At 31.4% G+C, this 14,984-nt stretch carries 14 protein-coding genes and 1 tRNA gene; 4 read left to right on the forward strand and 11 right to left on the reverse strand.

All coding sequences use genetic code 11. The annotated features are described in order from the left end of the window. Positions 1-13 precede the first annotated feature (13 nt). From ACXGQT_RS09580 to ACXGQT_RS09590, 3 genes are all read right to left on the reverse strand, one after another. On the reverse strand, positions 14-904 hold the full coding sequence (locus ACXGQT_RS09580) for an aldose epimerase family protein (protein WP_457828375.1): 891 nt from the start codon (positions 902-904) through the stop codon (positions 14-16). 11 nt (positions 905-915) lie between these two features. Further along, a complete protein-coding gene (locus ACXGQT_RS09585) occupies positions 916-1,908 on the reverse strand; it encodes a GntR family transcriptional regulator (RefSeq protein ID WP_457828376.1) in 993 nt (330 codons plus the stop codon). Between the two features lie 162 nt (positions 1,909-2,070). Further along, positions 2,071-2,152, reverse strand: a tRNA-Leu gene (locus ACXGQT_RS09590). Between the two features lie 113 nt (positions 2,153-2,265). Between ACXGQT_RS09590 and ACXGQT_RS09595 the strand changes: the two genes are divergently transcribed. The 4 genes from ACXGQT_RS09595 to ACXGQT_RS09610 all read left to right on the forward strand — a co-directional run bounded on the left by ACXGQT_RS09595 (position 2,266) and on the right by ACXGQT_RS09610 (position 4,934). After that, positions 2,266-3,207 carry a ribose-phosphate pyrophosphokinase gene (locus tag ACXGQT_RS09595; protein WP_457828377.1) on the forward strand — a complete coding sequence of 314 codons (942 nt, stop codon included), beginning with the start codon at positions 2,266-2,268 and terminating at the stop codon, positions 3,205-3,207. A gap of 8 nt (positions 3,208-3,215) precedes the next feature. Then, positions 3,216-3,788: a 50S ribosomal protein L25/general stress protein Ctc gene (locus tag ACXGQT_RS09600; RefSeq protein ID WP_457828378.1), complete on the forward strand. Its 573-nt coding sequence runs from the start codon at positions 3,216-3,218 to the stop codon at positions 3,786-3,788. Positions 3,789-3,874: 86 nt separating this feature from the next. Next, the gene (gene pth / locus ACXGQT_RS09605) at positions 3,875-4,516 is read left to right on the forward strand and encodes an aminoacyl-tRNA hydrolase (RefSeq protein WP_457828379.1); all 642 of its coding nucleotides are present in this window, start codon (positions 3,875-3,877) and stop codon (positions 4,514-4,516) included. Between the two features lies 1 nt (position 4,517). Next, positions 4,518-4,934: a hypothetical protein gene (locus tag ACXGQT_RS09610; RefSeq protein ID WP_457828380.1), complete on the forward strand. Its 417-nt coding sequence runs from the start codon at positions 4,518-4,520 to the stop codon at positions 4,932-4,934. A 4-nt stretch (positions 4,935-4,938) separates the two neighbouring features. On the opposite strand, the gene ACXGQT_RS09615 is transcribed toward ACXGQT_RS09610, so the two are convergent. The 8 genes from ACXGQT_RS09615 to ACXGQT_RS09650 all read right to left on the reverse strand — a co-directional run bounded on the left by ACXGQT_RS09615 (position 4,939) and on the right by ACXGQT_RS09650 (position 14,949). Continuing rightward, positions 4,939-5,391: a 6-pyruvoyl trahydropterin synthase family protein gene (locus tag ACXGQT_RS09615; RefSeq protein WP_457828381.1), complete on the reverse strand. Its 453-nt coding sequence runs from the start codon at positions 5,389-5,391 to the stop codon at positions 4,939-4,941. 1 nt (position 5,392) lies between these two features. Then, the gene (locus ACXGQT_RS09620; protein WP_457828382.1) at positions 5,393-6,148 is read right to left on the reverse strand and encodes an enoyl-CoA hydratase/isomerase family protein; all 756 of its coding nucleotides are present in this window, start codon (positions 6,146-6,148) and stop codon (positions 5,393-5,395) included. 14 nt (positions 6,149-6,162) lie between these two features. After that, complete coding sequence (locus ACXGQT_RS09625) at positions 6,163-7,491, reverse strand: MATE family efflux transporter (protein WP_457828383.1); 1,329 nt, start codon at positions 7,489-7,491, stop codon at positions 6,163-6,165. After that, entirely contained in the window at positions 7,478-8,323 is an 846-nt protein-coding gene (locus ACXGQT_RS09630; RefSeq protein ID WP_457828384.1) for an alpha/beta hydrolase family protein, read from the reverse strand. The genes ACXGQT_RS09625 and ACXGQT_RS09630 overlap by 14 nt, the downstream gene beginning before the upstream one ends. Then, positions 8,323-11,076, reverse strand: coding sequence for a PD-(D/E)XK nuclease family protein (locus ACXGQT_RS09635; protein WP_457828385.1), 2,754 nt, complete (start codon positions 11,074-11,076; stop codon positions 8,323-8,325). Before ACXGQT_RS09635 ends, ACXGQT_RS09630 begins: the two co-directional genes overlap by 1 nt. 65 nt (positions 11,077-11,141) lie before the next feature. Then, the gene (locus ACXGQT_RS09640) at positions 11,142-12,548 is read right to left on the reverse strand and encodes an OmpA family protein (protein WP_457828386.1); all 1,407 of its coding nucleotides are present in this window, start codon (positions 12,546-12,548) and stop codon (positions 11,142-11,144) included. A gap of 280 nt (positions 12,549-12,828) precedes the next feature. Then, positions 12,829-14,220 (reverse strand): OmpA family protein, encoded by a 1,392-nt coding sequence (locus tag ACXGQT_RS09645; protein ID WP_457828387.1) that lies wholly within the window; start codon positions 14,218-14,220, stop codon positions 12,829-12,831. Between the two features lie 132 nt (positions 14,221-14,352). Continuing rightward, positions 14,353-14,949 (reverse strand): hypothetical protein, encoded by a 597-nt coding sequence (locus ACXGQT_RS09650; protein WP_457828388.1) that lies wholly within the window; start codon positions 14,947-14,949, stop codon positions 14,353-14,355. Between the last annotated feature and the right edge of the window lie 35 nt (positions 14,950-14,984).

Here is a 14,984-nt window from a genome sequence, read left to right on the forward strand (position 1 = left end):
ATTATTTTATTAGCTACTCTATAGTAACTGTCCAATTGATTTTATATTCCTCATTCGCTTTTAACTCCTGCAAACCAATTCTGTTATTAAAACTATTAGAAATACCAGTTACAGGTTCTAATGCAATTACATTCTTTTTTGGAGGTGTGTACATTTGAAAGAAATTTTCTTGAGCAGAAGATTCAATTACCATTTTGTATTTAGGCGTATTAAAAACAATTGTTCCGTTTGTTAAGGCATAACAATTATCTAACTGTTTATTTTCAATCTCAAAAGGCAATGTCACTTCTTTTAACTCTTCTCCTTTGGTTATCATTCTTTCATCAAACTCATACTCTTTAGAAGTAGAAAACTCTAAGCTAGAGTTACACAAGTCATCACTCAAAAAATAAGGATGCCAACCAATAGTAAAAGGAAAAGTAATATCGTCATTGTTTTTTACCTCAACATTTACACTAATAGTTTTATCAGTTAAAGTATATGTTAAAGCAATACTAAAAATATAAGGGAATGCTTTGTTTTTTGTAGTTGCGGTGTAAGCTACTGTTACAGAAGCTTTAATATCTGACACTTCAGAGTCAATTACCTCAAATGTTTTATCAAACACCAATCCATGTAAAGCATTGTTATTGTTCGCTTCATTACAATCGAACTTATAATCTACTTCATCATAGGTATATGCTCCATCTTTGATTCTATTCGCAAATGGAAATAAAATAGATGATGCATAAGTATTTTTGTATTCTAACGGATGTAAATCTACAATAACCGGTATGGAATTTAACGTTAAAGTTTCTAAAGCAGCTCCTCTATCTAAGCATATTTTAGCCGAAGAAATATGATCAGCTTTAACTATTTGTATATAGTTTAATCCGTTTTCTTGTAATTTATTTATTTTAAACACTGTAAATTATTTTATAATGATTGCCTTATAATAAGGTGATTTTTATTTTCTACCTGCACTTGCTCTTTGTAATTTATCATTTGAGCTAAGCGTTTTCCCATTTCGTTAAAATCAGTAGAAATGGTGGTAATTCCTCCTTCTACAACTTCTTTAAGCAAAGTCTCATTGTATGAAATTATTCCAAGATCTTGAGATACCTTTAAACCTTGTTCTCTCATTTTTTTAATGATTCTAATTAAGTTTTTATCATCTGGAATAATATAAGCCTCTCCTTTTTGTAAAATCCTATCTTGCAACGAACTAATCACTTCCCCATTCACATTTTTTTCATCGCAAAAAAGTTGAAATCCTTTTAACATTCCAGAAGGTTGAATTTCCTCATCAAACAAAAACACCAACTTATTATATTTTTGAATTAATGGCAAACCTTTAGTTAGGTTAGAAAAAATATCTTTTTCAAAATTTTGATATATAGCCGCATACGAAGAAAGCTCTTCATGCATTTGATCTAAAACATATACTTTTTCTTTAGGTAATTTTTCAATCACCTGTAATGTGTTGCCCAAATTAGCTGGCATTATAATATAAGAATGATAACTACCAATATTATCGTATATTAATTTACTAAACACATTATGGTTAAAGTGATGAAAGTATATATCTACCTTTGTATTCTCTTCTAAATTGTTTAAAAAAGAATTATACAACTCTTCTTTAAAACCATTTAATTCATCAAACAGTAAAAAAACTTTTTTTTCAACATTAATATCTTCAGACAAAACATAATACCCTTTACCTGCAATAGACTGTACAATACCTCTTGTTTTTAATTCATTTAAAGCAGTTAAAACAGTATCTCTAGAAACTTTATTCTCTTTTTGAATTCGACTAATAGATGGTAACTTATCACCTTTAACCATTACCCTATCAGCAATAGCTTTTTCTACAGATTCTATAATCTGTTTATACTTAGGCACTCCCAATTGTTTTTTTATAGGTTCCATGTTCATGCTACAAAGATAAACAAAAACTGGTATGCACTAGTATGGTTTTATGAGAATTTTATTTTAACCCTCTAAAAACTATAGATATGTAAAATTTAAAGACCTAGATAAGGATAAAATTGAAAGAAATAAAAAAGCCCAACTCGTGCGAGTTGGGCTTTGTACCTAGGGCGGGAATCGAACCCGCACTTCCGAAGAAACTGGATTTTGAATCCAGCGCGTCTACCAATTCCGCCACCTAGGCGTTTTATCGGTGGTGCAAATGTAAAAAAATATCAATGTATTCACACTAATCAAACGAAAAAAAATTTCTACTTTTGCCATCAAACTAAACCAACAACAACAACAATCATACAAATGTCTGTTAATCAACTAACTCCAAAAGTATTTGCATGCTCTCAGAGCACAGAATTAGCACAATCTATTGCTAAACATTACGGAACTGAACTAGGCGATTTAACCGTATCTAGATTTAGTGACGGTGAATTTCAACCTGTAATTAATGAAACTGTTCGTGGTAGAAGAGTTTTTATTATTGGTTCAACTTTTCCAAATGCTGACAATTTAATGGAATTGTTACTAATTTTAGATGCTTGTAAAAGAGCTTCTGCAAAACACATAACAGCTGTAATTCCTTATTTTGGTTATGCTCGTCAAGACAGAAAAGACCAACCTCGTGTAGCTATTGGTGCTAAAATGGTCGCTAATTTATTAGAGGCTTCTGGTGCTACTCGTGTAATGACTATGGATTTACACGCTGGTCAAATTCAAGGTTTCTTTGAAAAACCAGTAGACCATTTATACGGTTCAACTATTTTCTTACCCTACTTAGAAAGCTTAGGATTAGACAACTTAACTATTGCCTCTCCAGATATGGGAGGTTCTAAAAGAGCTTATGCCTACGCTAAATATCTAAACAGCAACGTAGTTATATGCTACAAACAAAGAATTAAAGCCAATGAAATTTCTCACATGGAATTAATTGGACAAGTAGAAGGACAGCACGTTGTATTAGTTGATGATATGGCAGATACAGCTGGTACTCTAACAAAAGCTGCTGATTTAATGATAGAAAGAGGTGCACTAAGTGTAAGAGCTATTGTAACCCACTCTATTTTATCAGGAGATGCATATGAAAAAATTGAAAACTCTAAATTAACAGAGTTTATCACCTCTGACACTATTCCACTAAAAAAGCAGAGTTCTAAAATAAAAGTGTTATCTTGCGCTCCCTTATTTGCTGAGGTAATGGAAAAAGTTCAGAACTTCAAGTCAATTACGGATAAATTTATCATTTAATATATATTATGAAATCAATCACAATCAAAGGATCTCAAAGAGAAAGCGTAGGTAAGTCAGCGACTAAAGCCTTACGTAATGCTGGACAGGTACCTTGCGTTATATACGGAGGGGACAAAGTTTTACACTTTTCAGCAGAAGAAAAAGCATTTAAAAACTTAGTTTACACTCCAAACGTATATACTGCTACGATTGAAGTAAACGGAGAAAAAATTGAAACTATCTTACAAGATATTCAATTCCACCCAATTCATGACCAAATTATTCATGCAGATTTCTACCAGTTACAAGCTGACAAAGAAATTTCTATGAATATTCCTGTAAAAGTTGTAGGAAAATCTAAAGGTGTTGCTATGGGAGGTGCTTTACGTCAAAACTTACGTAAGTTAAAAGTAAAAGCTATTCCTGCAAACTTACCTGATTTTGTAGAAGTTGATGTTACTGAATTACAAATTGGTAACAAATTTTACGCTTCTAAATTAAGAAACGATCAGTACCAAATCTTACACAATGACAACACTGTTGTTGCTCAAGTAAGAATGTCTCGTAACGCTGCTAAAGCTGCTGCAGAGACTAAATAATTTTAAAAAACTCTAAAGTTTAAAGAGCGTTACTATAGTAACGCTCTTTTTTTATACAATAGAATCTTATCTTTGCTCAAAAAATAATGATTGCATTGTTTTCCAAATGGTTTCAACCTTCACAAATTTCTAACGAAGATCCCATGAAAAAATTCTTAATTGTTGGACTTGGTAATATTGGTCCTAAATATGAAAACACCAGACACAATATTGGCTTTAAAGTATTAGACGAATTGAGTAAACAACAAGAAACTTCTTTTACAACCGATAAGCTAGGTGATGTTGCTACATTTAAATTTAAAGGTAGAGCTTTTATTTTGCTTAAACCTTCTACTTACATGAACTTAAGTGGTAAATCAGTAAAATACTGGATGGATAAAGAAAAAATCCCTCAAGAAAACATATTGGTAATTTCTGATGATTTAAATATTGATTTTGGTACGTTTAGACTTAAAGCCAAAGGGAGTGCTGGAGGGCATAATGGACTAAAAGACATTAACGAAAAACTAGGAAATCAAAATTATGCTCGTTTTAGATTTGGAATTAGTGCTATGTTTGGAAAAGGAAAACAGGTTGATTATGTATTGGGAGAATGGGACAAGGATGAAAAAAAATATCTACCTGAATTATTAGATAAGGGAGCCAAACTTATTTTATCTTTTGGAACTGCTGGTATTGGAAACACCATGAATCAATACAATGGTAAACAAATTGACGATATAAAGTGATATGGTAATTATTAATTATTTAAAAAACATAAGAACTCAAAAAATCATTTTATGGTGCTATTTAATCTGGTATATCACCGTTATTAGCATATACTTTACTCCTTCTTTAAAACTTTGGTCTAGCGCTATAGGTATTTCCAGTATTATTGGATTCGCCCTTGTTCTATCAACAAATCAACAAGGTGCAAAACAAGATACTTGGAGTAAAATAAGACTCTTTGTGTTTCCTTTTTGTGTATCTAGTTACTCGGCTACTATAAAAGATTATGATTTTATTCTACTTTTTCCAAGCAATACGCATCATTTACTAATTGCTTCTTTGGCTTGTTTACTATTTTTAACCATTGTTTTTTGTGTAAAGATGTACTTTTCAACATCCTATAAAAAATCCAAAAAACCAACAACAAGAAATCCTTAACTATTTATTGATCACTAGCATACCATTCTGCAAAAGAACTACTAGTTTCTTGTAGTTTTAAAGAAAACAACTCAATATGTTCTGGTAATCTCTTTTTAATTTTATCTGCAAAATCTAAAATCATCATTTCACTTGTTGGCTGATAGTCTACTAAAATAACATTATGACCTCTATCTTGCAATTCCTTAGCCAATTCTACATGAGGTGTATTTTTATTAAAAACTGTTGCATGATCAAAAACATCTTCTACTTCTGATTTTACAATTTCTTTTAAATCTGTAAAATCAATAACCATCCCGTTTTTTACATGATTTGCATCTTGAATAGGTGTTCCTATTACTGTTACATATAATTTATAACTGTGTCCATGAACATTTCTACATTTTCCATCGTATCCGTGTAAAGCATGACCTGTTTCAAAATCAAACTTTTTTGTAATTCTTATCCTCTTGTTCATTTTACTTTCTTTTAAATTTATGTAAAGCTTCTTTGGTTTCAGTAGACAATACTAACTTACCACTAACACCGGCTCTTTCTTGTAGCAATTTATCCCAATGCTCCGTTCCTTGCCACATTGCTTTTTTCATTTCTTGTAATGCGCTAGAACTGTAAGTTACCATTTGACTTAAAAATGCTGCTAAACTAGTATTTAATTCTGAAATACTGGTATAAACTTCGTGATATAGATTTACCTCTTCAGCCCATTTTGCTGTTCGCCATGTAGTAGCGTTTAACGATAATTTAGCTGTATTTGAAAGCCCTATTTTTCTTGTTATTGCTGGTTCAATTACAAAAGGACCTATTCCTATACTAAGTTCCGATAGTTTAATGGATGCCGAATGTGTTGCAAAAACATAATCACTAGCAGCAGCAATTCCTACACCACCACCAACTGTTTTTCCTTGTACAGTTGTAACAACTATTTTTCCACATGTTCTGATAGCATTAATTACATTAGCAAAACCCATAAAAAAAGTCGTTCCATTTTCTAAATTATCTATAGCCAATAATTCATCAAAAGAAGCTCCAGCACAAAATACTTTATCACCTGCACTTTTAAGATGAATGACAACAACCTCTTCATTTTGTCCCCAAATTTTAATAGCATTACTTAGCTGACTTAGTTGGTTACTTGCTAATGAATTGCTAGCGGGACTAAAAAATTCTATCTCTGCTATTTTATCTTTTACCGTAGTTTTTACATATGCTTCCATAATAGACACAATTTTTAAAGGTTTAATTTAAGAAGTTTTACAAATTTATAACGCAATATTATCACCCTAAACAACATCCAAACCATAAATGCTATCCAAATACCTAACATTTTATAATTAAGATAATCCATTATTAACAATGTAGGAACAAAGCCTAAAAAGGTAGCTATTAACAATGTATTTCTTAGTGTTACAGCTTCAGCCATTCCTTTAAACACATCATCATAAACAAAACCAATTGCATTTAAGGGTTGCATGCACAGCACCATCCAAAAGAACGAGTTAAAAGTTTTTATAACCTCTCTATCTTTAATAAAAATAGTTCCTATATTGGCATAAGCTACACCAAAAATTAAAGCCAACAACAAAGCTACACTTAAAGCATATATAGTGATTGTTTTTACCAAAAGAGCTAGATCCTTATAATTATTTTCGCCTTTTAATTTTCCAGAAACAATTGCCGAAACACTAGCATAACCATCCATAAAGAAAGCAAAAAACAACCATATTTGAAATGCTATGGTAAAAGCTGCAATATAATTAGACCCATATTTTGTAGCGTAAGCATTAGCCATGACCAAACTTGTATTTAAAGCAATTGTTCTAATTAACATATTTAAACTAATACCAATGGTTCTCTTAAGCTCTGGGTGTACTGTAAAAATAATTTTAAGCCTAAAAGGAGTTTTTACAAATAACAAAACCAAGGCAAAGACAAACATAACCATTTGTGATATTAAACTAGCCCAAGCAGCTCCCTCTACATGCATTGCTGGAATTACATCCTTAATTCCATAAACCAATACAAAGTCTAATAAAATATTTAAAACAGCTCCTGTAGCACTAACGACCATTGGCCAAAAAGTGTTCTGCAACCCTCTAAAAATTGAAAACACAGAGACTATAAAAAGCAACAAAGGAAACCCTAAAGCTCTAATTCTATAATAAGAAACGGTGTAATCTAAAACCAATCCATCTGCATTATATAATTGAAAAATAGCAACCGTTAAAGCATAAGAAACAATATAAACCACAAAACCTAAAATCATATTTATACCTATCATTTGAGCAGGTAAACCTATAATTTTATCTAGTTGATTTTTTCCTAAATACTCTGCTACTAATGCTGCTATAGCCACCTTGCTTTGTGTAAAAATCCAGCCAAGAGTAGCAATAAAAGAGCCAGCCAAACCAACTGCAGCCAATGCTTCTGTTGCATTTATATTTACGTTTCCTACAATAGCAGTATCGGTTAAAGATAAAATGGGCTCAATTACTCCTGAAACAATTGCAGGAACCGCAATGCTATTGATATATTTAAAAGAAAACTTATTTCTGCTCATTTATAAAAGCTATAGATTTTGATACCACTTGCTGTAAATCTTGTGGCATTTCTTTTTCGGTATAGGGCTGACTACAGCCTAGAGCATGGTTCATGTTTTCTATCCAAAGTAGTTGACTATTTGGATTCCATTTTACTACATCTTCAGATTCTATAGGTTTTACCACTACATCATTTGTTCCGTGAATTAATAAGTGATTTGCTTTTAAACTCTTAACTGCTGATTGAATATTTAATCGGTTTTTATTCTGAACAAAATCATGATAAAAAGAAATATAATGAGGCATTTTCTGTTTGGTTCTAGCATTTTTTATATGTGCTACTCCTCTTAACTTCCACCATAACAATTTAAACCCAGTAGGGAATCTTGCTTCAAAATCTGACACACCTGCCCATGAAATAACATTTTTTACTCTACTATCTTCACTTGCTTTTAGCGTTACAATTCCCCCTCCTCTAGAATGGCCTATTAAAGTAATATTATCAATATCTATTTCGTTAGCAAAAGATGAATTGTTTGTTATTTCATCTAAAACAGATTCTAGATCATCTAATTCTTTGGTTAACGTGTTTTGTCCAAAAGCTTTTAAATCTGGAAAATCTATGGGCTGTGCAACAGTTCCTCCATTATAAGCAAAACTAAACTTTACAAAAAAGAAACCTTGTTTGGCAAATTCAGTAGCCATTAAATTCCAAGCCCCCCAATCTTTATACCCCTTATAACCATGACAAAAAATAACTACAGGCTTTTTAGTCTTGTTTTTAGTAAAATGAAAATCCGTTAAAATAGGTTTTTGATGTTTACCAGGTATTTGAATATTTTTTTGAACCATTACGCTTCTAATTTATAGGGGTTGTCTAAATTCTCTACAAAGGTAGTTTTGTTATCTAGAATTTCATCAATTAAAGCCAATAAACTCTGCTTAAACTCTTCTAAAGATGCTTTTGTTACTCTATAATCTTTAACTCTAGAATTAGTAGAAAAATTCATTCCTAAAAAACCTTCTTTAAAATTTTTGAAAGAATAAATCCCTGTTTGTAATTCCTGTTTATCTAAATCAAACTGATGCTTGCTTGTATACAACAAAACATAAGTCATTACCTGAACAATTTTATTGTATTTCGCATCGGTTGTTACCAGAGTTAAATCGCCCAATTTTAAATCTGTAGCCATTACTTTTCCTGTTTTATAATCTACAATTCTCCTTACACCATCTACCTCATCAACCCTATCTATTTTTCCTTTTAAACTTATTTGATGTCCCATAGGAGTGGTGATAGACACGTTATAATCTCCCTCCAAATCTTTTACTATAATTTCTTTACCTGTGTTGATTTCATTTAACTCTTTGTTTAAAAAATTAAGCACAAACTGTTTAGCCACTTCACTTATCAGTTTGTTTTTTCCAACACGAATATCACCCTCTTTAAAATACTCTTTAAACTTTAACTCAACGGTAGCATTTGACTCACTTTTCATTTTTTTTAGATCTTCCGCTATCAGTATTTTACCAATGTAAGGGGTATATAACAACTCCAAAGAATCGTGAACTACAGTTCCTAAAGTATTATGAGCTACTTCCTCTTCTACTTTATCGGTTTCTTTAATTTTTAAAACCATTTTATTATAAAAGGTCAACGGATCATTAATATAGTCTGCAATTCTACTAGGCGATGCACCTTTTTTAAAATAAGATTGTAATAGCTCCATGACTCTTGGAGTTTTTTCAATTTCAACAGCCACTTTATTGGTATTGTGAATGGCAGCTACTATATTTCTATGATGAACACTTTCTTCCTTATCAATCATTAATTGCGTTAAGAATCTACTCATTTCTCCACCTCCAAAATCATCAGATTTAGTATTATACAGTAAATAAACATTTTCTGCTCGTTGAATTAATCTATAAAAGTGATATGAAAAAATAGCATCTTTAGCCAAGTAAGTTGGCATATTAAATTGCTTTTTTACCTCAAAAGAAATAAAAGAACGTTCACTACTTCCTGTGGGCAAAACACCTTCGTTAACAGAGGTTATAATTACATTTTTAAAATCTAAACAACGGGTTTCTAACATTCCCATTAACTGCATTCCTTCTAAAGCCTCTCCTCTAAAATCTATGCTTTCTAAAGGGAGTATTTTTTTAAAAATTTTATATAAAACTTTAACATTATTAATGTATTCATAGGTTGCGTTTAAAGTTTCTATTTCTTGAAAAACTTTTCTAAAACCTTCTACATACAACAATTCAATTCCGTCTAACTCTTGATCTAAATAGTGAATAAACTGAATAATTTTTTCAACAAACACAGAAATAACATGCACTTCATCAAACAAAAGAAACACATTACTTGTAATATTTGATTCAACTAAAAAAGACTGTATTTGTTCTTTAGAAAGAAAAACCAAATTATTATTTGTGATGGTTTTAATAACTTTTTCGCTGTTATTTTTAGTGATTTTAGTAATATAAGGATGTCTTAAAAAAGACATAATATCTTTATAATAAAAAGTGTTTTTCCCTAATTTTTCTTTGTTTAAATGCAATTCAAAAACCGATTGGAATAAACCTGACAAAGGAATATTACTCAATTGATACCCCATAGTAATGTTTACTTTATTTACTGATGGAGGAATTGAATTTAACACTACAGGCAAAATAGTTTCTTCAGCCAAAACCAAAGCTGTTTCCTTAGGATTCATATCGGTTTCTAACAAACTTGTAACAGCTTTAATTCCTGTAACATTTAAAGGACTCCCTAGTATTTGTATATTTTTTTTATGTTTAAAATGATGATTAATCCAGCTTTTCCTATTATTTACCTGTAAACAATCCCATTCCTTAAAAAACTTTCGCATAAAGGTGCCTGCTTCATGTTCACTGTTTATATAATAATCATCCGCATCCCAATAAATATGGTTTTGTTCTAATGATAAAAAACTCTTAAAAATTTCTTCTTCTGCTTTATTTAAAGCATTAAACCCTATAAAATGAAAATTATTATACTGATGTTCTTTTAAATATTCTTGATGATTTAAGTAAGCCTGTTTATACACCAACCCTTGATAACCTGCTTTTTTTGTTAGTAATACTTTATTCAATTCTTGATAATAAGGATACAAATCTCCAACAAAACTCATATAATTCTTTACCGTATCCGTTACTTCTTCTTCTGTTGGAGACCAATCTTTAATCTTTTGAATGTCTGTTAAATAAGAAAAAATATGCTCTGCATTTACAAGATGTCTATCTATTTCGTTAAAATCTTGAATAATAATAGTAGCCCAACTAATAAATTGTTCAAATGTATCGGCATCCTTTTTTTTATTTTCCTGTTTATAAATTTTAAAAAACTCAAAAAGTAAAGAAACTTGATCCATGGCTTCAAACCCAGAAATTTCTTTAATAAATTTTTCTATACTAATAATCTTTGGTAAAAAAGAAACAGTACCTACCAACTTTTCTTTAAATGCATTTTTTAAATAAATTCCTGCACGCTCGCTAGGCACTACACATACTGTATTCTTGTAATTATTGGTTGTGTTTACAATGGCTTGAGCCGTTTCTTGTAAAAATGTTTTCATAAAATAAAATAAAAAAAGCCGTTCCTTAAAGGAACGGCTTTTTAAAGTATTATAAAAAGTTTTTATTATTCTGTTGCATCCTCAGACTCAATGGCTGCAATTATTACTCGCCTATTTAAAGATCTTCCTAAAGCTGTTTTGTTAGTAGCCACAGGCTTAGTTTCCCCATAACCTTCTGCATGTAATCTCCAATCTTCAATTCCATGAGCTATAAAATAATCTACAACTGCTTGAGCTCTTTCTCTAGAAAGTTTTAAATTATAAGCTTCATTTCCTTGGCTATCTGAATGTCCTTCAACATTAAAACGTACACCATCAAATTTCTTCATTACTGCAACAACTAAGTCTAAAGTTTTAGGAACCTCTTTTTTAAACTCTGTGCTATTTACATTAAACTGAATAATTTTTGCATATTCTCCTAATTGTTTTTTTGCTTTTTCTGTTAACTTAACAGGACAACCTACATTAGATTTTGGTCCTCTTTCGTTAATACAGTTATCTAAATTATCTGTTACTCCATCTCCATCAGTATCTGGCCAAGGACACCCATTGTTTTTAATTGCTCCAAATTCCTCTGGACAATCATCAACGGTATCAATAACCCCATCTCTATCACTATCAGGACATCCACCATCATCAATAGAACCAGCCAACTCAGGACATTTATCTTTACTGTCCTCTATTAAATCTCCATCCGTATCAGGACAACCTCCAAACCTTATAGAACCAGCATCATTAGGACATTTATCATCTTTATCTGCAACACCATCACCATCAGTATCTACACATCCAAAAAGCTTAGGATCTCCTTTTATAGTTGGACATAAATCTTTAGAGTCTACAACACCATCACCATCTTGATCGTTGTTACCAAACCTAAATACTACAGATACAGAATGTTGAAAATGATACCCTGGAATGTATTTTACTTTACCTAGTTGTGAACTACCAAAAGCTGCATTTGAACGGTATGAAGTTTCAAAATTTAAACCTACAGATTCATTAAACCAAGTATTAAAACCTAGTGCTGGAGACAATACTCCTCCCATATCTTTATCTACCCAAATAGCTCCAATACTAAATTTTGCATAAGGATCAAACCAACCTGATTTACCCCAAAGTTTATTAATATCATACCTAATTCCTAAATCTGCCGAGTAATAATTTTCTTTAGCAACAGAACCATTAGCTCCTTTATCTATTTCATTAAAAGAACCTGTTAAATCTGCACTAAATCCGTTTTTTAAATATCTAGCAACATAAAGCCTAGTGGGCAAGGGCACATTATTTAAATCTTTATCTATTCTAAAATAATCTTTTACCTGTGTTCCTAGCTTTCCAATTCCCGCATTAGAGATGTCAATAAAATTGGTTCCTACTCCAATAGCCCAAGGATGTTTTTCATTTTGAGAAAAAGATTTTAGACTAAATGTTATGCATGTTACTAATAGTAGTAGTGTAATTTTTTTCATAATAATTAAAATTTTGTTTCCTCAAAACTACTAATTATCAACGCTCAAAAAACCAAATTGACGGATATCAACCTACATCATTTTTATTTGTTATTTTAAAAACAAAACAGAAAACAAACAAATAAACTACTGTATAACAACACATTAAACCCTTTACAAAATCTCATAAAAGCATAGAAAAACCTAAGAACATTGATTAACATCAATATTTAAGTTGATTGTACACAAAAAGGGTGTTTCTATGTAGAAACACCCTTTTTTAACCTGAGTTTAATAACTCTTATTTCTCTATAGCTGTTAAAACCACACGTCTATTTAAGGCTCTACCTGTTGCTGTTTTATTACTAGCTATAGGTTTTGTTTCTCCATAACCCACAGCATGTAAACGCCAGTCATCAATTCCATGAGACTTTAAATAATCTACCACAGCTTGAGCTCTTTCTTTAGACAACTTTAAATTAGCAGCATCATTTCCAGAACTATCAGAATGCCCTTCAACATCAAAACGAACACTATCAAATTCTTTCATTACTTCTACAATAATATCTAAAGTTTTTGTTACTCCTGGCTTAAACTCTGCTTTACCTGAATTAAATTGAATGGTTTTTGCATAAGTACCTAACTTTGTTTTTGCTTCTTCAGTTAACTTAACAGGACACCCATTATTTGTTTTTGGACCTCTTTCATTAATACAATTATCTAAGTTATCTGTAACACCATCACCATCGGTATCTGGCCAAGGACATCCATTGTTCTTAATAGGCCCAAACGTATTAGGACATTTATCATTATTATCAGACAATCCGTCTTTATCAGAATCGGGACATCCTCCATCTTTTGCCGTTCCCGCCAAGTCTGGACATGCATCTTCAGTATCAATAACACCGTCACCATCTGTATCAGGACACCCATTTGTAGCTTCTGTACCTGCTAAATCAGGACACGCATCATCTTTATCAGCAATTCCATCATTATCAATATCAGAACATCCAAATAGTTCTGGCTTACCAGCTATTTGAGGACATAAGTCATCTGCATCTATAACTCCGTCACCATCTGTATCTTTAGCCCCAAATCTTAACACTAAAGAAATTGAATGTTGAAAATGATATCCTGTAATATAAGCTGTATTTCCTAAATCAGAATCCCCAAAAACAGCATCGGACTTATATGAAGTCTCAAAATTTAAACCTACAGAATCATTAAACCATGTATTAAATCCTAATGACGGAGAGACTGCAGCAGCCATATCACCATCAACCCAAAAAGTACCTACAGCAAATTTTGCATAAGGATCGAACCAACCTGATTCACCAAAAAGTCTATTTAAATCATATCTTAACCCTAAGTCTAAAGAGTAATATGATTTTTCTGAAACTTCTCCTGAAGGGATTTCATCAATTGAGTTAATTGCTCCAGCAAAATCTGCTGTAAATCCATTGTCTAGATATCTTGCAACATATGCTCTAGATAGCACTGGCAAGGCATTAACATCGGTAAGTCCCACATAATCTTTAACCTGGCTTCCTAATTTAGATATACCGTATTGGCTAACATCTACTAAATTAAGACCAACCCCAAGAGCCCATGGGTGTTTTTCGTCTTGTGCATTTGTTGTTATTGTTGTAAAAATTAATAGCACAACAATTGAGAGTGTTTTTAAATTTTTCATTTTCCTTAATTTTTGTTTCTAATAAATATAGTGAAAAAATAACATAAGTTAAATTCCAAAAGTAAATATCTAAAAAAAGCCCCTCTTTCTTTAGCTAAAGAAAGAGGGGCTTTTTTAAAATTTAATGTTTTTTTAATTTTCGTTAAACTTAAATACTAACGATAAAGAATGTTGAAAATGATAACCTGTAGGAATTGCATTTGTTGTATTTCCTACCAAAGAAGAGGCTTTATATGCAGATTCAAAATTTAAACCTACAGTATCATTAAACCATGTATTAAATCCGTAGCTAGGTGAAATAACCAAGCCTAAACTATCACCATCAGTCCAAGCAGAACCTAACCCTAATCTTACATAAGGATCAAACCAACCTGTGTGACCAAGCAGGTTATTTAAATCATAACGCGCACCAAAATCAATAGAATAATATGGAGTATCACCTGAGTTATTAGCATCTATAATATTAATTGTCCCTGCAGCATCTACTACAATTCCGTGATCTAAATACCTTGCAACATACACTCTAGACAGCAATGATAGAGTTTGCCAATCCTTTGTATCAAAATAATCACTTACCTGACCTCCAATATCATCTAAACCAGAAGGAGAAACATCAACAATGTTTACCCCGAAACCTGCCGCCCAAACATTCTCTTCATCTTGAGCATTTGCTTTAAATGACCATAAGGAAACCATTAAAGCCAATAATAATAGTTTTGAATTTTTCATATTTTTACATTTTTATTTTTATCAAATATAAAAAA

The sequence above is a fragment of the Wenyingzhuangia sp. IMCC45467 genome (assembly GCF_054111205.1).